The sequence below is a fragment of the Micromonospora sp. NBC_00858 genome (genome assembly GCF_045207365.1).
Lineage (GTDB): Bacteria > Actinomycetota > Actinomycetes > Mycobacteriales > Micromonosporaceae > Micromonospora.
Genome location: NZ_CP108828.1, coordinates 3,249,385 through 3,267,453, shown reverse-complemented (window position 1 = coordinate 3,267,453; position 18,069 = coordinate 3,249,385). Strand labels below are relative to the sequence as shown.

General features: G+C 70.2%; 16 protein-coding genes. 7 read left to right on the top strand and 9 right to left on the bottom strand.

From position 1 onward, the window contains the following. Nucleotides 1–64: 64 nt before the first annotated feature. Complete coding sequence (locus tag OG990_RS15265) at nucleotides 65–1,252, bottom strand: FAD-dependent monooxygenase (RefSeq protein WP_386990044.1); 1,188 nt, start codon at nucleotides 1,250–1,252, stop codon at nucleotides 65–67. Beyond that, nucleotides 1,245–1,724 (bottom strand): cupin domain-containing protein, encoded by a 480-nt coding sequence (locus OG990_RS15260; protein ID WP_406081089.1) that lies wholly within the window; start codon nucleotides 1,722–1,724, stop codon nucleotides 1,245–1,247. Before OG990_RS15260 ends, OG990_RS15265 begins: the two co-directional genes overlap by 8 nt. A 90-nt stretch (nucleotides 1,725–1,814) precedes the next feature. Between OG990_RS15260 and OG990_RS15255 the strand changes: the two genes are divergently transcribed. After that, entirely contained in the window at nucleotides 1,815–3,581 is a 1,767-nt protein-coding gene (locus OG990_RS15255; RefSeq protein WP_406081088.1) for a GAF domain-containing protein, read from the top strand. Here OG990_RS15255 and OG990_RS15250 read toward each other — a convergent pair. The 4 genes from OG990_RS15250 to OG990_RS15235 all read right to left on the bottom strand — a co-directional run bounded on the left by OG990_RS15250 (nucleotide 3,554) and on the right by OG990_RS15235 (nucleotide 8,829). Continuing rightward, the gene (locus OG990_RS15250; protein WP_406081087.1) at nucleotides 3,554–4,738 is read right to left on the bottom strand and encodes an MFS transporter; all 1,185 of its coding nucleotides are present in this window, start codon (nucleotides 4,736–4,738) and stop codon (nucleotides 3,554–3,556) included. The genes OG990_RS15255 and OG990_RS15250 overlap by 28 nt on opposite strands. 1 nt (nucleotide 4,739) lies before the next feature. Then, entirely contained in the window at nucleotides 4,740–6,203 is a 1,464-nt protein-coding gene (locus tag OG990_RS15245) for a CoA-acylating methylmalonate-semialdehyde dehydrogenase (protein ID WP_406081760.1), read from the bottom strand. 101 nt (nucleotides 6,204–6,304) lie between these two features. After that, entirely contained in the window at nucleotides 6,305–7,579 is a 1,275-nt protein-coding gene (locus tag OG990_RS15240) for a helix-turn-helix domain-containing protein (RefSeq protein WP_355611927.1), read from the bottom strand. Nucleotides 7,580–7,851: 272 nt separating this feature from the next. Continuing rightward, nucleotides 7,852–8,829: a LacI family DNA-binding transcriptional regulator gene (locus OG990_RS15235; RefSeq protein WP_328415401.1), complete on the bottom strand. Its 978-nt coding sequence runs from the start codon at nucleotides 8,827–8,829 to the stop codon at nucleotides 7,852–7,854. Between the two features lie 465 nt (nucleotides 8,830–9,294). On the opposite strand from OG990_RS15235, the gene OG990_RS15230 reads away from it, so the two are divergent. The 6 genes from OG990_RS15230 to OG990_RS15205 all read left to right on the top strand — a co-directional run bounded on the left by OG990_RS15230 (nucleotide 9,295) and on the right by OG990_RS15205 (nucleotide 15,322). After that, nucleotides 9,295–10,362, top strand: coding sequence for a hypothetical protein (locus tag OG990_RS15230; protein WP_355611931.1), 1,068 nt, complete (start codon nucleotides 9,295–9,297; stop codon nucleotides 10,360–10,362). Nucleotides 10,363–10,440: 78 nt separating this feature from the next. After that, complete coding sequence (locus OG990_RS15225; protein ID WP_406081085.1) at nucleotides 10,441–11,298, top strand: ABC transporter permease; 858 nt, start codon at nucleotides 10,441–10,443, stop codon at nucleotides 11,296–11,298. Beyond that, nucleotides 11,295–12,119 carry an ABC transporter permease gene (locus OG990_RS15220; RefSeq protein WP_386990034.1) on the top strand — a complete coding sequence of 275 codons (825 nt, stop codon included), beginning with the start codon at nucleotides 11,295–11,297 and terminating at the stop codon, nucleotides 12,117–12,119. Before OG990_RS15225 ends, OG990_RS15220 begins: the two co-directional genes overlap by 4 nt. A 49-nt stretch (nucleotides 12,120–12,168) precedes the next feature. After that, complete coding sequence (locus OG990_RS15215) at nucleotides 12,169–12,933, top strand: ABC transporter ATP-binding protein (protein ID WP_328415409.1); 765 nt, start codon at nucleotides 12,169–12,171, stop codon at nucleotides 12,931–12,933. A gap of 26 nt (nucleotides 12,934–12,959) precedes the next feature. After that, nucleotides 12,960–14,270, top strand: coding sequence for a histidinol dehydrogenase (hisD, locus tag OG990_RS15210; RefSeq protein WP_355611940.1), 1,311 nt, complete (start codon nucleotides 12,960–12,962; stop codon nucleotides 14,268–14,270). A 41-nt stretch (nucleotides 14,271–14,311) separates the two neighbouring features. Further along, complete coding sequence (locus OG990_RS15205; RefSeq protein ID WP_386990029.1) at nucleotides 14,312–15,322, top strand: amidohydrolase family protein; 1,011 nt, start codon at nucleotides 14,312–14,314, stop codon at nucleotides 15,320–15,322. A 23-nt stretch (nucleotides 15,323–15,345) separates the two neighbouring features. On the opposite strand, the gene OG990_RS15200 is transcribed toward OG990_RS15205, so the two are convergent. The 3 genes from OG990_RS15200 to OG990_RS15190 form a co-directional block, all read right to left on the bottom strand. After that, nucleotides 15,346–15,756, bottom strand: coding sequence for a heme-binding protein (locus OG990_RS15200; RefSeq protein WP_328426562.1), 411 nt, complete (start codon nucleotides 15,754–15,756; stop codon nucleotides 15,346–15,348). Nucleotides 15,757–15,761: 5 nt separating this feature from the next. Beyond that, on the bottom strand, nucleotides 15,762–16,652 hold the full coding sequence (locus tag OG990_RS15195; RefSeq protein WP_386990027.1) for an NAD(P)-dependent oxidoreductase: 891 nt from the start codon (nucleotides 16,650–16,652) through the stop codon (nucleotides 15,762–15,764). Between the two features lie 91 nt (nucleotides 16,653–16,743). Further along, entirely contained in the window at nucleotides 16,744–18,000 is a 1,257-nt protein-coding gene (locus OG990_RS15190; RefSeq protein ID WP_406081082.1) for a PucR family transcriptional regulator, read from the bottom strand. Nucleotides 18,001–18,069 lie beyond the last annotated feature (69 nt).

Here is an 18,069-nt window from a genome sequence, read left to right as displayed (position 1 = left end):
AGGTAGGCCGCAGTCGAGGGGTCTTCCCAGGTTGCCTGCGTCGCACAGCCCCACCTGAGGCGTCCTACTGGTCGGGGCCGTAGAGGCCGAAATGCAGCGCTGGGTCAGCCGGATCCCAGGTGTTCGTGAACTGCGACCGTGCACCCATCTCGGCAACTCGACTGAGAAGGTTGTTGCCCAACGCCAGCCGGGCCGGCTCCCAGGCGGCCAGCGCGCGCGGAATGTCGGGCTCAGCAGAGAGCGCATCTGCGAGCGCCCAGGCGTCGGCGGCCGCCTTGGCGGTGCCGGCCGCTGCGTGGGGTCGCGCGGCGAACGCAGCGTCGCCGATTAAGGCCACGCGTCCGAAGGCCATCTTGCGCACCGCGATGTCGAGAACGATCTGGATGTACGGCTGCGCGCTCCGGGTCACCAGCTCGGCTGCCGCGGGCGGCAGCAGCTCCAAGGCGTCGGAACGCATCCGGTCGACGTACCGCTGCTGCACCTGGCCCGGGTGCACCGAGACGGGCGCGGTGAAGCCGCGCTGGTCGGTGACCATCTCGTCCAGTTCCGGACCCTCGGGCACGTTGCGGTACCAGACGTAGTTGAGCTGCCGGTCCCCTCGGGCGAGGCTGCCGTTGCTGTCGGGGATCGGGTACATGCAGAGGTGCGAGGCGTCGATGACGGCGTAGCTCGTCGCGTTGTGGATGAGGTCGGCCGTCTCGACCGACACCGCGCGCTCGGGCACGGTTCCACGCCAGCCGATGTAGCCCGAGTAGCGCGGCTGGAACTGCGGCTGAAGCCGCCGGCGCCCGATCGACGAGATTCCGTCGGCGAACACCACGAGCTCGGCCCTCTCGGTCCGGCCGCTGGTGAAGCGGATGTCCACGCCGTCGTCGTCCTGACTGACTCCGACGGCGTACTCGCCGATGTGGTAGTGGTCGGTGCCGAAGTCGTCCAGCAGCACGCGGTACATCGTTGTCCAGGAGCTGAATCGCCAGGCGGCGGGCTCCTCATGCACGATCTTGTTTCCTACGCCCAGGTAACGCGTCACCGACGAGCCGATGCTGATGTCGTCGACGCCGAAGCTGTGGGGTCGTTCGACGATCCAGCGGACGGTGTCGGGCTGGAGGACGATGCCGCCGCCTCGGCCGTCGAGGTACGTCGGGGTTCGCTCGAAGACGTCGACCTCAAAGCCCTGCTCCCGCAGCAGCAGGGCCGCAGTGAGTCCGGCGAACGAGCCGCCGACGACGACCGCGCGGCGCGCCTCAGTCATGGTCGTACCTCTCGCTGTTGTCGAGTGCGGGTCCGTACGGGTGGTGCTCGAGGTTGACGACGATGGCGTCCTGGGTGGTGCGCGCGACGATCATCCGCACCGGCTCGACGCCGCTGGCGTTCTCCTCCCAGTGCACGACGTGGGGCTTGATGTAGACGAAGTCGCCTGGGTGCGCCTCCCGCATGTCGTCGAGGGTGTCGCCGACCCACCAGCGACCCACCCCGCTGAGCACGTAGAGCGCGGTCTCGGACTGGCCGTGGTGGTGGACACCGGTCTTGCTGCCCGGGGGGAGCACCGAGAGCCCCATCCACAGGTCCTGGGACCCGAGGCGGCGGGCGGAGACGGCCTCGAAGCGCTTCAGGCCGGACGTCTGGGGTGTCTCGTCGGATAGGTCGTCGCCGCGGATGATGTGCACGTCGGCCTCGCGGGACCTCCCGGGCGGCTCGGCCTCGGACAGGTGGTGATCGTTCATGGCGCCTACTGTGGCCTCCGCTGGCCCCGTTCGGACATGTGTCGCCACACAGGTATGGCGCGGAGTCGGGTGTCGTGGCACAGTCGCGCCATGCAGACGAGCGGTGCCCTGCACCTGCGCCCCTGGCTCGAGGCGATCGCGACCATCGCCACCGTGATCAATCGACCGGTTTCGCTGCCAGAGGTGCTCGACCTCGTGTCCGAGACGGCGGCTCGCCTGCTTGGCTACGACTTCTGCGCCGTCTTGATCGTCGACGAGGAGGGCAATTCGCTGGCCATCACCGGCACTTACGGCCTCTCGTCGAGCTACATCCAGCAGGTCAACGCCGACCATCCGGTGATGCTGGACCCGGACGACGAGCTGCAGGCTCCCTCCAGCAAGGCGTTCCTCACCGGTAGGTCGGTGCAGGTGGTTGATACCCTGGCCGACGCGACCTTCCTCCCGTGGGGTGGGGTGGCGCGCCAGCAGGGCTACCGCTCGTTGATCTCGGTCCCCGTTGTGTCGTCGGGCGTGCCCGTCGGGACGCTCAACTGCTACAAGCGGGTTCCCCACGAGTACGGCGCCGACGAGCGGGATCTGCTCTCTCTGCTCGCCGACCAGGCTGGCGTCGCGATCGAAACGACCAGGCTACGCGATCGCGAGGCCGCGACCATCGCCGAGCTGCTCGCGGCCAACACCGCTCTCGCCGAGCAGCACGAGTTGCTGCGTCGCGGGGAGGCGGTGCATGAGCAGTTCACCCAGGTCGCACTCCGGGGCGGTGGCGTTGCGGGGGTCGCGGCGGCGCTGACCGAGGTGCTGGGTACATCGGTCGTGGTGACCGAGGAACCGTCTGGGGCCGAGCTGGCCGCAGTGAAGCGCGACGAGAACCCTCTCGTCACGCAAGACACGGAGGCGCACTCGACGCCGGTGATGCTCGGCCTGGACACGGTCGCTCGGATCTGGGTCCCCCGGTCCGTGCTGCCGCTGCCCGCCATCGACGTCCGCGCGCTCGAGCACGCCGCCACGGTCTGCGCCCTCGAGGTGCTGCGGGCCCGCACGGCACTCGAGGTCGAGTGGCGCCTGTCCGGCGAGGTGGTCACGGACCTGCTCACCGGGAACCCAGCCGGGTTGGTGACGGCCGCCGAGCGGGCGGGCCGGCTCGGTCTCGACCTGACGAACCCGCATGCCGTGATCGTGGTCCACGGCGGCACGCAGCGTGCCGGGTCCGCCCGCGTCCTGTCGGTCGCGAGGTCGCTGGTGGCCACCGCTCAGCCCCGTGCGTTGGTCAGCGCGATCGCGGACGACGTCGTGTTGCTGTTGCCGGCGAAGGACCAGGCCGACGCCTTGGACCGCGCCGGTCAGCTCCAACGGCAGCTGCGCCGTATCGGCGTCGGGGCGGACACCGGGGTGGCAGTCTCGCCGCTCTGCACGACGCTCGCCGACTACCCCGCGGCCTACCGACGTGCCCGCGGTGCGGCGACGATCGCCCAGCTCCGTGGGCAGGCCGACACGGTCGCGAGCTTCGAGTCGCTGGGCGTGCACGGGCTGCTGCTGCAGCTCGAGGACGTCTCGGAGCTACGTCGCTTCGCCGCCGAGACGCTCGCCCCGATCCGCGCCCACGACGCTACGCGCGGGACTGCTCTCGAGCAGACGCTGCGCGCCTACGTCGCCCACGACCTCAACACCGCTGCCACTGCCGCAGCGCTGTTCGTGCACCCCAACACGGTCGGCCTGCGCATCCGCAAGGCCGAGCAGCTGCTGGGGGTGTCCACCGCGCACGTGCGGTCCCTCGCCGAACTCCAGATCGCGCTGAGTGCCGACGAGGTGGCCGACGCGCTCGGGACCCGTGGTCAGGACGGCGGCACGGCACGTGGCTGAGCACCGCGCGGGAGCACGAGCAACGGCACCAGCCACAGCATGGCGACGACGACCAGTGTCCAGGAGGCGTGCCCGTGGTCGGCTGCCCACCCCATGGCCGGGGTCGCCGTGACGACAAGACCGAACGCGGCCGTGTTCATCATCCCGACGGCAGCCGCCGGTCGCTGCGGGTAGCGCGCCTGGGCGGCGCCGACCACGCTCGCGAACGGCAGTCCGCTGAACAGCCCGAGCACCACCACGGCCAGGACCGCGACCACCGGCGCGGTCGGTCGGGACAGCGCCACGGTGGCGGCCGAGCACGCGATCAGTGCGAGGACACAGATCGTCCGGCTGTGGGTGGGCCACATCGCCGCGATGTGACCGCCGAGGGGCCGGCTCACCACGGAGAGGCCGAGCACGCCCGATCCGATCACGGCGGCCGCCGTGGACTCGAACGACCAGATGTCGACGAGCAACGTGGTGGCCCATGACGAGAGTACGAGGCCCACGCCGAGCGTGACGGCGTGGACGGCGGCGAGGCGGAACAGCTCACCGTCGCGCAACAGCGTCGACGGTGGTGATCCGGCGGTGTGGACGCCATGCGTGGGCGTCGCTCGGCGGGCTCCGTCCGGCGGTTGCCGCGCCGCCAGTACCAGCGCGAGGGCCGTCACAGCAGCTGTCGTGACCCAGGGAGCCCGCCAGTCCAGCACGAGCTCGGCGAACGGCACCACGAGCACGGCCGCTCCCGACGCGGCGAGCGCCACGCCACCGAAGATCCCCATGCCCCACGATCCGCGGCCGCTGCTGCGCGCCAGCTCGGCTCCGGAGACGAAGCAGACGGCGAATCCCGTCCCGGAGGCGATCCTGGCCGCCACCGCCAGCCAGGGCAGGGGAGCCAGCAGGGCCAGCAGGTGCGCGGCGACGACGAGGGACAGCCCGGCGGCCGCCGCCGTTCGCACGCCGAGCCGGTCGACCAGGATCCCGCCGGGGAACTGGAGGGCGGCATAGGGCGCGGCCAGCGCGGCGGTGAGCAGGCCGACCCAGAGAAGGTCGGCGCCGTAGGCGGCCGCCATGGTGCTCGCTGCGGCGCCCGCGGCCGTCATCGCCCAGCCGGCCGAACCGCCGAGCAGGCAGGCAAGAAGGAGCGTCGGAGCGGGGGGCGCCGCCGTGGTCGCCACTTCAGGTGTTCTGCGGGAAGCCGAGCTGCACTCCGCCGCTCGGCGCGCCCCACCGCGACGTGATGACCTTGGCGCGGGTGAAGAACCGCACCCCCTCGGCACCGTGGGCGTGCGTGTCGCCGAACAGTGAGTTCTTCCAGCCGCCGAAGGAGTGGTGCGCCACCGGCACCGGCACCGGCACGTTGATCCCGACCATGCCGACCTGCACCTCGTTTTGGAACCGCCGGGCGGCCGGGCCGCTGGAGGTGAACAGGGCGGTGCCGTTGCCATAGGGGTTGGCGTTGATCAGGCGAAGCGCCTCGTCGAAGGATTCCGATCGTACGACTGCGAGAACCGGGCCGAACACCTCGTCGCGGTAGACCGACATCTCGGGGGTGACATGGTCGACCAGCGTCGGCCCCAGCCAGAAGCCTGACGCCTCGCCATCCACGTCCCAGTCGCGGCCGTCGACGACGAGCTTGCCGCCCTCCGCCTCCGCCGCCTCGACGTACGAGGCAACCCGATCGCGGTGCTCGCGCGTCACGAGTGGCCCCATGTCGACGTCGCGGCGCCCGGACCCGACCGACAGGGCACGTGTCCGGTCGGCGATTCGGGTCACCAGGTCGTCCGCTACCGGTCCCACTGCGACGACAACGCTGATCGCCATGCACCGCTCGCCGGCTGAGCCGTAGCCCGCGCTGACGGCGGCGTCCGCAGCGGCGTCGAGGTCGGCGTCGGGGAGCACGACCATGTGGTTCTTGGCGCCGCCGAGGGCCTGCACGCGTTTGCCCGACACGGCTGCGGTCTCGTAGACGTGCCGCGCGACGTGCGTCGACCCCACGAACGACACCGCCTCGATCGCGGGATGTCTGAGCAGCGCGTCGACCGCTTCGGCGTCACCCTGCACGACGTTGAACACACCGGCCGGCAGGCCTGCCTCCTCCCACAGCCGCGCCAGCCAGATTGAGGCCGACGGGGTCTTTTCGCTGGGCTTGAGCACGACGGTGTTGCCCGCCGCGATGGCCACCGGCACGAACCACAGGGGCACCATGGCCGGGAAGTTGAACGGGTTGATCACGGCGACCGGTCCCAACGGCTGGCGCACGGTCGACACGTCGACACCGGTGGCGGCGTTCTCACTCACGGCGCCGTGCAGCAGTTGGGCGATCCCGCAGGCGACTTCGACGACCTCCTGGCCGCGGCTGACCTCTGCGACGGCGTCCGCCATCACCTTGCCGTGCTCGTCGGTGATCAGCTCGGCAAGCTCCGTCTTGCGTGTGTTCAGCAGCTCGCGGAAACCGAACAGTGTCTGGGTGCGGCGGGCTAACGACGTGTCGCGCCACGCCGGGAACGCCGCGACGGCGGCGTCGACCACGCGGGCCACGTCGTGCGTGGACGCCAGTGCCACCGCGGCGGTCACCGCTCCGGTCGCTGGGTTGGTGACCGAGGCGGTACGGGTGCTCGCACCCGCGAATTCTTGCCCCATCCAGTGGTTCACACGCGCCACGTCGCCGTTCATCTGCTCGCTCCTCATGCGGGGACCCTCAGGATGGGAGGTCCGACCGAGCGGTGTACTCACGCCGGGCGTCATCCCGGCGTGCCGGGACTGACCGGCGGCGGCAGTATCGGGCTGTCGGCCCGACTGTTGTTCTCGGTCAGCAGCCGCGCGAGCCTCAGCGCGACCTGGAGCTCGGTCCGTCGCTCCGTCAGCGGGCGGCCCAGCAGCTCTGCGGCCTTCTGCAGCCGGTTGCGCACGGTGTGCTCATGCAGGTGGAGGTGCGCGGCGGTGGTCACATGACTGCCCCACCGTTGGGACGCCTCGACGGTCTCGCGCAGCCGCGCGGCCAGGTCGTCGTCGGCACCTAGCTGTCCGAGTTCGGCGTGGACGAACGCACGGGCCTTGACCGAGTCGGCCATCAACAGGATCTCGAGGCTAACGTCGGGGTGGCCCAGCACCCTGGGGCTGCCCGCCGCACCCCACGCCGCGCGCACCCGTTGCACGTCCCGCACCTGGAGCCAGCCGGCCCGCACGCCCTGTACGCCGACGTGCGGGTCGCTGACCGACGCTTCGACGCCGAGGCCGCGGAGGCAGTCGGTCAGGTTGGCGATCCTCGCGGCGCGCCATCCCGGTGGCCGGGGGTGTGCTAGCCACACCACCGTGTTGGTGAGGTCGACCGGATGGACGAGGGTGTCGCGGGTGTGGCACGCCTCGCGCAGCGCGTTGAGGATCTGGCGCGCAGCGCCTTCGGGCATCGCCGGCAGCAACACGGTGATGTGGCTGGCGTCGAGGGGATAGTCGAGCAGAACCAGGTCCGACGGTGGGAGTGGCGTGGAGTCCTCGCGTAGCAGATGCTGGACGAGGCCGTTGCGTACGTGCTCGCGCGAGCGGCTCAGCGCCTCGTCGGCCCGGGCGAAGCTGTCCGCGACCTGCGATGCCACCTGGTGCTGGTAGCCGAGCAGCAGCGCAGTCATGCCGCGTAGTGCCTCGAGACTCTCTGCGCGCGGGACGTCGTTGCGGTCGGCCCGCTCGACCAGCCGGTCGCTCCACTCGTGCCACATGGTCAGGAAGCCCACACGGTAGGACCGCTGCAGCGCCGTCTGCGGCAACCTGAGCCGGGCCTGCAGGCGGGCCAGGGCGAACGGCTCGGCGAGCGTCACCTCAGTGAGGTGGATCCGCCCGGCGATGACCTGGCGGAGGTGGCGGAGGTTCTCGACCACGCTGGCCCGTAGCCGGGACACGAACTCGTCGTTGTCGCGCAACGTGTCGAACGCCGCCGCGAGGTCCGCCTCGACGACCCGGTCCGCCAGGGCCACCAGATCCACGCCGTCGGAGGCCTCGCGTGCCCACGTCGGCAGGCGCACGTCGGCGTCTGGACGCGGTCGTGGGGCTGGTGTGGGCGTAGTCACCTGGTGGAGCGAGGCGGAGGTCATGAGGCCACGGTGCCGCCGGCCGCGGATCCGTGCCGATGTGTCGCTCACCACACTGTCGCCTCAGAAATGGGTGGCCCCACATGGTGGCGCGTCGCGTGACGCGGCGAGGCTGTGGCGCGTGGGGCGGTGCCGAACCTACCGCCCCCTCTCGAGGAGGACATGCCATGTCACCAGCGACGGCCGGGCCCTGTGGGCACCGGGTGTCAGCGGGCCACCCGCTGGGTGGTCGACCGCTGCACGAGGCTGGTGGCGAACAGACGCTCGCGCCCGGCGCCGATGTCGCCGCCGTGCTCGATGCGCTCCACGAGCAGTCGGGCGGCCGTCCGTGCCATCTCCGACAGGGGCTGGCGGACCGTGGTCAGCTGGAACACCTCCCAGGCTGCCATCGGAACGTCGTCGAAGCCGAGCACCGAAACGTCGCCCGGCACGTCCAGGCCAAGCGACTTCGCGGCGTCGATGGCGCCGAACGCGATCACGTCGTTGCCGCAGATCAGCGCGGTCGGGGGAGTGGCCAGCCGGAGCAGCTCTCGGGCGTTCTGGTAGCCGCACTGGTGCGAGTACGGTCCTTCGCGGACGAGACGCTCGTCGAGTGCGACCCCGGCGTCGACGATGCCGGCGTGCCTGTCCCTGCTCGTCGAGGTGTTGGCGGGGCCACGGATGACGCCGATGGTGCGGTGGCCGAAGTCCAGCAGATGGCGAGCGGCGGCGCGTCCGCCCTGGTAGTTGTCCGCAATGACGCGGTCGACGTCCATCCCGTCGACGTACCGGTTGAGAAGCACGACCGGCAGGTCCCGCCCGGCGAGGGCCTGGCCGAGCCGCGAGTCGAGGGTGGCCGTCGTGACCAGGACGCCGTCGATCGACCGGTTGAGCAGGTTGACCAGGGCCTCCTGCCCGGTCGGGATGTCGGTGCGCTCGGCAAACAGCACGACCCGGTAGCCCATGATCTGCAGCTCGTCGTGCACCGGCGTGAGCAGCGTCGGGAAGAACGGGTTGGTCAGGTCGGAGACGACAACGCCGATGGTGCGTGTGCGCTGTGGCGTCGGGGGAGCCACCCAAGATGGGCGGTAACCCAGCCGCTCGGCGGTTTCCTCGATGAGGCGGCGGGTGTCCTCCCGCACCCGGGGGTCGCCCCGCAGGGCGCGCGAGACCGTCGACTGGGAAACGCCGGCGGCCTGCGCCACGGTCGAGCTGTTCGTCGCAGGGCGCGCGCGGCGCCGTCGTCCCGGACCATCGCCCGTCGTGCCCGGATTCACGCTCACAACCCGTCTCACTTCCTTCTCGTGTCCAGGCGTCGGCCCTCGATGCGGGCAGAAATGCATAATCTATGCACGACGAAGATAGACGATCATCTCGTTGGCTGTCAACTTCCTAGCACCCCGTCTGAGTCCGGAAATATCGGCTACGCAGGCGCGAACCCGGCGGCCGTCGAGCGCTTGGTCGAGAACAGGAGCATGCATAAGTTTCCGAGAAATGCTTGACTTGCAAGATTAGTCACGGCAGTCTCAGGCGCCACATCCCCACCACTCCATCCCCACCACTTCACCCCCCACCGCTTCACCCCCACCCCCAACCACCACCGGGCCCGTCGTAGCGCGTCGCCCCTGATCGCACCCTCGGACCGGTCGAACGACTCTGAGAGGCACGATATGAGCACTGCACGCATCTTCCGTCCCCACCGCTCGCGCCTGGTGGCCGCCGCCGGTGTCATTGCCCTGCTGGTCTCCGGCTGTGGATCGCGCCCAGGCGCCGCCAAGGGCGGCGAGGCAAAGGACGCCGGCGGCGTCGTCAACATGGTGATGGCTCCCGACCCGGTCTGGAAGTGGATGGAGAGCCAAGGCATCAAGCAGCAGATGGAGGAGGAGGCGGGGATCCAGGTCCTCACCTCGTCCTCTTGGGACGAGTACGGGGTGTACGCCGGCGGTCACGCGGACGTCGTCTCAGCCGCGTCGTACGAGGTACCCGACCTGGAAAAGCAGACCGGCGAGAAAACAACAATCTTCGGCAAGTTCAATTCGGACAGAAGCATCCTGGCCGTGTCGGCAAAGAGCAGCGCCCAGACCATCTGCGACCTCAAGGGCAAGAAGATCGTGACGCACAGCGCCGTCTCGATCACGATCATGTGGGGCGTCTACGCCCGCAAGTTCTGCAACCTCGACCTGCGCGCCGGGGGCGGCGACTTCGAGCTCGTCGTGACCGACCCGCAGAACGCCGCCGGCCTCATCGAGCGTGGTGACGCCGACGCCGGTCTGCTGCTGCCCGACTTCTCGATTCCGCAGCTGTCCAGCGGCGCGATCAAGCCGCTCTACGACTCCAAGTCGGTCTCGCAGATCTACGCCGAGAAGTTCTCTTCCGACCCGCAGAACGTCACCCACCCGCAGAACAATGTCTTCGTCGCTCGTAAGGCCTGGGTCGAGAAGAACCCCGAGGAGGCGGCCTTCCTGGTCAAGATCTGGGACCGCGGCGTGCAGGAGTGGGCCAAGAACCGCGACGCGATCGTCAAGGCCTACCCCGAGGACTTCGCCGCCGAGACGCCCGAGGAGAAGGCGTTCATCCAGGACTGGCTGGCCAACAAGTACGACTGGTTCGTCGACACGACCTACCTCGACCAGGCGTGGGTCGACAGCGAGACCAAGCTGTTCGAATTGATGAAGGAGACCGGCTTCGTCGACAAGAACACGCCGGCCCCCGACTTCACCATCATCCCGAAGTCCTGAACCTCGAGTCCCGACGCATCCAGCAGGCCCGGTGTGGCCGGGTGAGTGGGCCCGGTAGGGCCGAGTGAAGGAGAGATGATGACGGATCAGCTGGTGGGCGCGGCTTCGGCCGCGCCCCCCGCGGACCCCGACGACCGCGAGGCGAGCGCCCGCAGGATCGGCCGGCTGCGGCGCTGGCGGCGCACCGGCCTGCTCGTCCTGGGCTGGATCGCGATGTTCCTGCTATGGGAGTTCGGCTCTTGGTGGTACGGATCCCGGCTGCTGCCCCGCCCGCACGAGGTCTTCCAAGCGGCGGTCGAGATCGTCGAGAACGGCAACTTCGTCACCGACTTCTCGGCGAGCGTGCTGAAGACCTTCGCCGGTTTCGGGGTCGCCGCCGCCATCGGGGCGCCGGTCGGCTATCTGATGGGCCGGTACAACTACTGGCGGGCGTTCTTCCACGGTGGCGTGACCATCGCTGGCACGATCCCCGCGATCGTCTACGCGGTCATGTCGCTGATCGTGTTCGGCCTGTCGAACTTCGGGCCGATCCTCGCGGTCGCGCTCGTGTCCGCGCCCTACGTCGCGCTCAACGTCGCCGAGGGCATCCGGGGCGTCGACAAGTCCCTGGTCACCATGAGCGAGGCCTTCGGGCGGGCCCCGCACCAGATCCGCCGGGAGGTGCTGCTCCCGACGATCGTGCCGTTCGTGTTCGCCGCGATCCGGATGTGCTTCGCAGTGGCCTGGAAGGTCGAGGCGCTGACCGAGGTGTTCGGAGGCCGCAACGGTGTCGGCTTCCAGATCCGCACCGAGTACCAGCTCTACGACATCGCTGCCGTGCTCGCGTGGACGTCCCTGTTCATCGTGTTCATGCTCCTCATTGAGCGCCTGGTCCTGTTCAAGGCCGAGGCACGGCTCCTCGCATGGCGTCCGGAGGAAAGGAGTTCCGCCTTATGAGCACCACGTTCCAGGCCACCGCCAACCGGCGCCGCTCGACCAGCGAGATCGAGCAGAGCACGCCGGCCTGGCGCAAGCGGCTCACCTCCGACGGGGCCGCCCGGGTCGCCGCGCTGCTGTCCTTCTTCCTGTTCTGGGTCCTGATGTCGCTGCTCTTCGGCCGCGTCCCGGGCCCGGTCGAGGTGGTGCAGCGACTCGGCGAGGAGTTCTCCCGCGGCGAGGTCTTCGGCAACTTCGGCTCGACGCTCTACCGCTTCGGCGTCGGGTTGCTGCTCGCGACCGTCGTGGGCATCGCGATCGGTGTGCTGATGGGCCTCTCCTCGCTGTCCCGGGCGTTCTTCGAGAGCCCGGTCCTGGTCGGCCTGTCGATCCCGGCGATCATCTGGTCGTTTCTCACGGTGATGTGGTTCGGCTTCGGCGACATGAGCCCGATCATCACGACGTTTCTGACCTCGGTGCCGTTCGTGGTCGTCAACGTCGCCCAGGGCGTGCGGGGCGTCTCCCGCGACCTGCGCGATATGTCGTCGACGTACAACGTGCCGGTCACCCGCCGCATCCGCGACCTCGTCCTCCCAGCCGTCACCGGGTACATCGCGGCCGGCGTGCGCTTCGCGATCATCATCGGATGGAACGGCGTCCTGCTCGCCGAATGGTTCGGCGGCGGCGGGGGTGTCGGTTACCGGGCCCGCTTCTGGTACGACGCCAACCGGTTCGGCGGGTTCGCCGCCTGGGTCGTGCTGTTCGTCGGCTTCATCGTGCTGCTCGACCGGCTCGTGCTCGACCGCGCGATCAAGCGCGCCTTCCGCTGGCGGGATGGCTGATGATCCCGTCCGCCCTCATCCTGCACACCCCCAGCCCTAGGGAGCTCTCGTGGCAGTCCTGACCGTCAAGAACCTCGCCAAGACCTTCAACCTGGGCACTCCCCGGGCGAGCCGGGTCCTTGACGACATCTCCTTCGAGGTGAGCGGCCAGACATTCGTGTCGATCGTCGGGCCCTCGGGCTGCGGCAAGAGCACGCTGCTCAACATCATCTCGGGCGTGGAGGAGCACACCTCCGGCGAGATCAGCCTGACCAGTGACGATGGCGGCCCGGCCCGTATGGGCTACGTCTTCCAGGACCCGCGGCTGCTTCCCTGGCGCAGCGTCATGCGGAACATGATGTACGTCCAGGATGACCGGAGCGAGGCCACCGTGGCCAGGGCCAAGCGGTACCTCGAGATGGTGGGCCTGGCGAAGAACGCCAACTTCTATCCCGGTCAGCTGTCCGGCGGCATGCAGCAGCGCGTCGGCATCGCCCGTGCCTTCGCGGTCGAGCCCGACCTGCTGCTGATGGACGAACCGTTCAGCCATCTCGACGCGATCACCGCCCGAGGGCTTCGCGCGCAGCTACAGGACATCTGGGCCCAGTCGAAGAAGACTGTGGTCTTCGTGACCCACGACGTCGTCGAGGCCGTCGAGCTGTCCGACCGGATCATCGTGCTCCAGCCCGGCGGCCGGATCTACGAGGACATCACCATCGATCTGCCCCGCCCGCGCCGGCAGACCGACCCCACGGTGGCCACCCTCCAGGCCGAGGTGCTCGCGCGTCTCGAGGCCATGAAGGAAATGAGCCCCACTGCCGAGCCCGTGGCCTGACCGCACCCGCCCAGTACAGGAGCACCATGAGCACCCACCTGAAGTCCCCCACCGGCGGCGTGCCCGCCGCCCACGGCAACGACGACGTCTCCGCCGTCGTCCGTGAGGTGATCAAGGACGTTCGCGCGAACGGCGACGAGGCCGTACGCCGCTACTCCGAGAAGTTCGACAACTGGTCGCCCGAGTCGTTCAGGCTCGGGCCGGAGCAGATCGAGGAGCTCGTCGCGTCACTGACGTCCGAGGTCGTCGACGACATCCGAACCGTGCAGGCCAACGTCCGCGACTTCGCCCAACGCCAGCGCGACACCCTGCAGGACCTGGAGGTGGAGACCCAGCCGGGCGTGTTCCTGGGCCAGAAGCACCTGCCGATCGTCGCGGCCGGTGCCTACGTGCCCGGGGGCCGCTACCCGCTGACCGCCTCGGCGCACATGACCGTCGTGACAGCAAAGGTCGCCGGGGTCGAGCGGGTCACTGCCTGCACCCCGCCGCTGCGCGGAAAGATCCCAGCGGCGACCGTGGCCGCCCTACACATGGCCGGCGCGGACGAGATCTTCCTGCTCGGCGGTGTCCAAGCGGTCGCCGCGATGGCCATCGGCACCGAGTCGATCGGCAAGGTCGACCTGATCGCCGGACCGGGCAACGCGTACGTCGCCGAGGCGAAGCGGCAGCTGTTCGGTGAGGTCGGCATCGACCTGTTCGCCGGACCGACCGAGATCCTCGTCGTGGCCGACGATGCCGCCGATCCGTTCGTGGTGGCCGTCGACCTGCTCAGCCAGGCCGAGCACGGGCCGGACTCCCCGGCGGTGCTCATCACCACCTCAGAGGCACTCGCCCGAGCGGTCATGGTCCACGTCGACGAGATCCTTCCGGGCATGTCGACCAACGACATGGCCGGCCCCGCGTGGCGCGACCACGGGGAGGTGCACGTCGTCGAAAACCTCGACGCGGCGTACGCGCTCGCCGACACCTACGCCAGCGAGCACGTGCAAATCCTCACCCGCAACCCGCGCGAGGCGCTGGACAAGATGCGGCACTACGGCGCGCTCTTCCTCGGCGAAGGCACCTGCGTGTCATATGGCGACAAGGTGATCGGCACCAACCACGTGCTGCCCACCCGCGGTGCCGCCCGCTACACCGGCGGGCTGTGGGTCGGGAAGTACCTGCGCACGGTGACGTACCAGGAGGTTACCGATCCCGCCGCCAGCGCCCGGCTCGGCGAGCTGTGCGGCCGCGCCGCACGCGTGGAGCTCTTCGAGGGTCACGCCCGCTCCGGCGACGTCCGGGCCGCGAAGTACGCCGGCGCGCAGCTGCCCTGGGCGCCCACGCCCGTCGGCTGAGTCCGCTTTCGCCCCACGTCCCAACGAACAGAAGGTCATCCATGCCCAGCGGATCCCACCGAACCGTCGACATCCACGCCCACGTCATCCTGCCCGACTGCCAGCCGCTCGTGGAGGGGCTGATGGCGCCGGAGATGGAGCCGTTCAGCTACTACGGCGGCGACGAGACCAACGCCTACCAGCTCGAGCACGTCCGCGAGATCATGCCGCAGGCAACCGACCCGCAGACACGGATCGCCGACATGGACCGGATGGGCATCGACGTCCAGGCCATCTCGGTGGCCCCGGCCGGCTACTTCTACTGGGCCGACCCGGAGCTTGCCCGTGAGCTCGCCCGGATGCAGAACGAGAACCTCGCCAAGATCGTCGGCGACCACCCCGATCGGTTCGTCGGGTTGGCCACCGTACCGATGCAGGACGTGCGATCGGCGGTCGAGGAACTCGAGCGGTGCGTCACGGAGTTCGACTTCCGGGGCGTCGAGATCAACACCAACGTCATGGGAATGGATCTCGACGACCGCCGGTTCCGGCCGTTCTTCGCCAAGGCGGAGGAGCTCGACGTCGTCGTGATGCTGCACCCCAACGGGTTCACGGGCGGCGAACGGTTCCGGAAGTACTACCTGACCAACGTCATCGGCAACCCGCTCGACACCACGCTCGCGCTGACCCGAATCATCCATGGCGGGGTCCTCGAGGAACACCCCAACCTCAAGCTGGTCGCCGTGCACGGCGGCGGTTACCTGCCGTTCTACTCCTCCCGAATGGACCACGCCTACGAGTTGCGGCCCGAAGGCCGGCACCACATCTCACGACCGCCGAGCACCTACCTCAAGCAGATCTACGTCGACTGCCTGGTGTTCGACGCGCCGCACCTGGAGTTCCTGGTCGAGCAGATGGGCGCCGATCACGTCGTCATCGGCACCGACTATCCGTTCGACATGGGCCACTACGACCCGCTCGGCCAGATCGACGGGACCCGCGGGCTCAGCGACGACGACCGGGAGGCCATCCGCGGTCGGACGGCAGCGCGGTTGCTGAAGCTCACCGACTGATCCGCCGACCGGGGCGCGCGCCGTCAGACCAAACCGGCGGCCGCGATCCCGGCCAGCACGCACGCCTCGTCCACGTCCGAGACGTCGCCACTCGCGCCGACGGCTCCCAGCAGGGAGCCGTCGGCGTCGCGTACCAGAACACCTCCCGCCGCGGGCGCCAGCCGACCGCCGGTCACTGCGGCGAGCGAGGCGAAGAACGTCGGCTGCCGCTCCGCCCGCTGGGCGATCTCCCGCGACGACATGCCCATACCGAGCGCGCCGAAGGCCTTGGCGGTCGCGATCTCGACGCGCAGGATGCCCGCGCCGTCCTCGCGCTTCACCACGACCACATGGCCGCCCGGGTCGAGCACCGCCACCGCGAGCGGCGCCGCCCCGGCCGCGCGGGCGTGTCGCAGCGTCCCGGCGGCAACCGCCTCCGCCTGCGCCAAGGTCATCCCGCTCAACCCCGCACCTCCGCCTCGACGACCTCCAGCAGCGCGGCCGCGTCGGCATCGGCCCACCCGGCGTCCACCGCCTTCGTGTACAGCGGCAGTGTCGCGTCGAGCACCGGCGTGGCGACGCCGACCGACGCGGCCAGCTCCTGCACCAATGAAACGTCCTTGACGAACATCGACACCCGCGCGGTCGCCGGCCGGTAGGCACGCTCGACCATGAGCGACCCGCGCTTGTCGAAGATGACCGACCCGCCCGCCCCCTCGCGGACTGTCTCGTAGAGGACGGCCGGGTCGAGGCCCGCGGCCACGCCGAGCGCGAACGCCTCCGCCGTCGACGCGTTGTGGATCGACACCAGCAGGTTGGCGACCAGCTTCATCGTGATGCCGTGGCCGAAGGGCCCGACGAACCGTACTGACCGCGCGAACGCTGCCATCACCGGACGGGCTTTCTCGAACGCCGCCTCGTCGCCGCTGCCGAGCACCACCAGGTCGCGGTCGCGGGCCTGCGCGCCGGTACCGCTGAGCGGGCAGTCGAGCAGCGGTACGCCGACCGCGGCGAGCAGCTCGCGGCACTCCTGCTTCACGGCCAGCGACAGCGTCGACGTCTCGACGACGACGAGGTCGGCCGGCTCTGCGGCGGCGAGGCCCCGGCACACCTCCAGCGCCGCCGCGGCGGACGGAAGCGAGGTGACCACGACCGCCGACTCGCGCGCGAGGGCGGCGAGGTCGCGGGCCGGGCGGCCGCCGCGGGCGACCAGTTCGTCGACCGCGGGCCGGGCCAGGTCGGTGCCGGTCACGTCGAAGCCGGCGGTCAGCAGGTGGCCGGACATCGCCGACCCCATGATCCCGAGGCCGACCACGCCGACCGTCGTCACGTCCGTCTGGGCTGTCGTCATCCGGCCACCCTATTGCGAGCCGGTGTGAACAGGGGTGTCAGCAAACGTCAGTGCCGGGCCGCCGGACTGCTGGGCGACAGGTGTCCCAGGCTCAGGGGCGGCGCAGCACAAGGTCGCAGGCGATGCGGACCTCGGGGCGGTCGAGCCGGAGCCCCGAAATCGCGGCTATCCGGTCGAGCCGGTGCCGGACGGTGGTGACGTGCACGCCGAGCTCACGGGCCGTCGCCGAGGCGCTGCCGCACGCTGCGAGGAACGCGCGCAGAGTGCGCTCCAGCTCGCCGCCTTCTGGCCCGGTGCCGCGGTCGGCCGCGCGCAGCCGATCGATCCCCGACAGCCGGACACCCGCCGGCAGCGCGGCAACCACGTCCGCGACGAGCACCTCGGCATCGACGTCCGCGTACGCGACGAACGACCCGTCGTCGCCTGCCACGACTGTCGCGGCGGTCGCCTCGGCACGCAGCCTCGGCAGGACGGCGAGGCCGGCGCCGACCGAGCTCGCCGCGACCCGCATGGTGCGCAGCGGGCCGTCGCCAGCGAGCCTCAACACCTCCTGGCCGAGCCGCGCGGCCATCTTCTCGGACTCTTCGGCCCGCAGGGCCACCAGGGCGAGCCCGCCGTCGCCGCGGGGGGTCACCACCCAGCGGCGGTGGAACGAGTCAAGACAGAGACGCAGGTGCTCCAGCAGGCGCGTCCTTCCGGCCTCCCCGTCCTGCGTCCGTGCCCGCGCCTGTGCCGGACCGGCGACGGACAGGACCACGAAGCGGCCGTCCCGGTCGAAGCCGAGCCGGTCGGCGGCGGCAGGTGCCCCGGGCAGTCCGTCGAGCAGCGCGGAGGCGAGCCGCGACCGGTGCGCCTCCTCGGCGTCGAGCCGCTCAAGGTGCCGCAGCAGGGCGGGCGTCTCCTCGTCGACGGCGCGGCGGAAGGCGCGGGCCGCCCCATCGCCGAGCGGCCGCTCGCCCTCCGCGACCCAGGCAAACCCCAGCAGGCGGTCTCCAGCCCGGAACGCCGTGATCAGCCGGCGGTGCGCCTTCCACGGGCCGTCGGACAGGTCGACGACGTCCGCGGTGCCGCGGAGCCGGTCGAGGCTTCCGGTCCGGGTCAGATGCTCGAGCCACACACCCGGGATCCTGCGGCCGAGGATCGCCTCGGCGCGGCCACGGTCCATCGGGCCGACGAAAGCGGAGTAGCCGAGCACTCGGAACGACGGGTCCTCCAGGATGACCGGCCCGCCCACCACCTCGGCGATCCGGTCCGCGATGTCGAACGGCGACGCGGTGGCCCCCGGCCGGGGCGGTGTCCTGGCTGCCGAACCGGGGCGTCGGACCGCTTCACCGATCGGTGCGTTCATGACCGTAAACCTACTCCGATTGAAGCGTCCGCGCCGCGCGCGGCCGCCCTAGAGTTCCGACACCCAGCC

Bases quoted from the DNA above. Each gene is read 5' to 3' on its own strand.
- OG990_RS15195 (WP_386990027.1), bottom strand. From the start codon at position 16,652: ATGACGACAGCCCAGACGGACGTGACGACGGTCGGCGTGGTCGGCCTC.
- OG990_RS15255 (WP_406081088.1), top strand. From the start codon at position 1,815: ATGCAGACGAGCGGTGCCCTGCACCTGCGCCCCTGGCTCGAGGCGATC.
- OG990_RS15260 (WP_406081089.1), bottom strand. From the start codon at position 1,724: ATGAACGATCACCACCTGTCCGAGGCCGAGCCGCCCGGGAGGTCCCGC.
- OG990_RS15205 (WP_386990029.1), top strand. From the start codon at position 14,312: ATGCCCAGCGGATCCCACCGAACCGTCGACATCCACGCCCACGTCATC.
- OG990_RS15220 (WP_386990034.1), top strand. From the start codon at position 11,295: ATGAGCACCACGTTCCAGGCCACCGCCAACCGGCGCCGCTCGACCAGC.
- OG990_RS15230 (WP_355611931.1), top strand. From the start codon at position 9,295: ATGAGCACTGCACGCATCTTCCGTCCCCACCGCTCGCGCCTGGTGGCC.
- OG990_RS15190 (WP_406081082.1), bottom strand. From the start codon at position 18,000: ATGAACGCACCGATCGGTGAAGCGGTCCGACGCCCCGGTTCGGCAGCC.
- OG990_RS15200 (WP_328426562.1), bottom strand. From the start codon at position 15,756: ATGACCTTGGCGCAGGCGGAGGCGGTTGCCGCCGGGACGCTGCGACAC.
- OG990_RS15245 (WP_406081760.1), bottom strand. From the start codon at position 6,203: ATGGGGCAAGAATTCGCGGGTGCGAGCACCCGTACCGCCTCGGTCACC.
- OG990_RS15225 (WP_406081085.1), top strand. From the start codon at position 10,441: ATGACGGATCAGCTGGTGGGCGCGGCTTCGGCCGCGCCCCCCGCGGAC.
- OG990_RS15265 (WP_386990044.1), bottom strand. From the start codon at position 1,252: ATGACTGAGGCGCGCCGCGCGGTCGTCGTCGGCGGCTCGTTCGCCGGA.
- hisD (WP_355611940.1), top strand. From the start codon at position 12,960: ATGAGCACCCACCTGAAGTCCCCCACCGGCGGCGTGCCCGCCGCCCAC.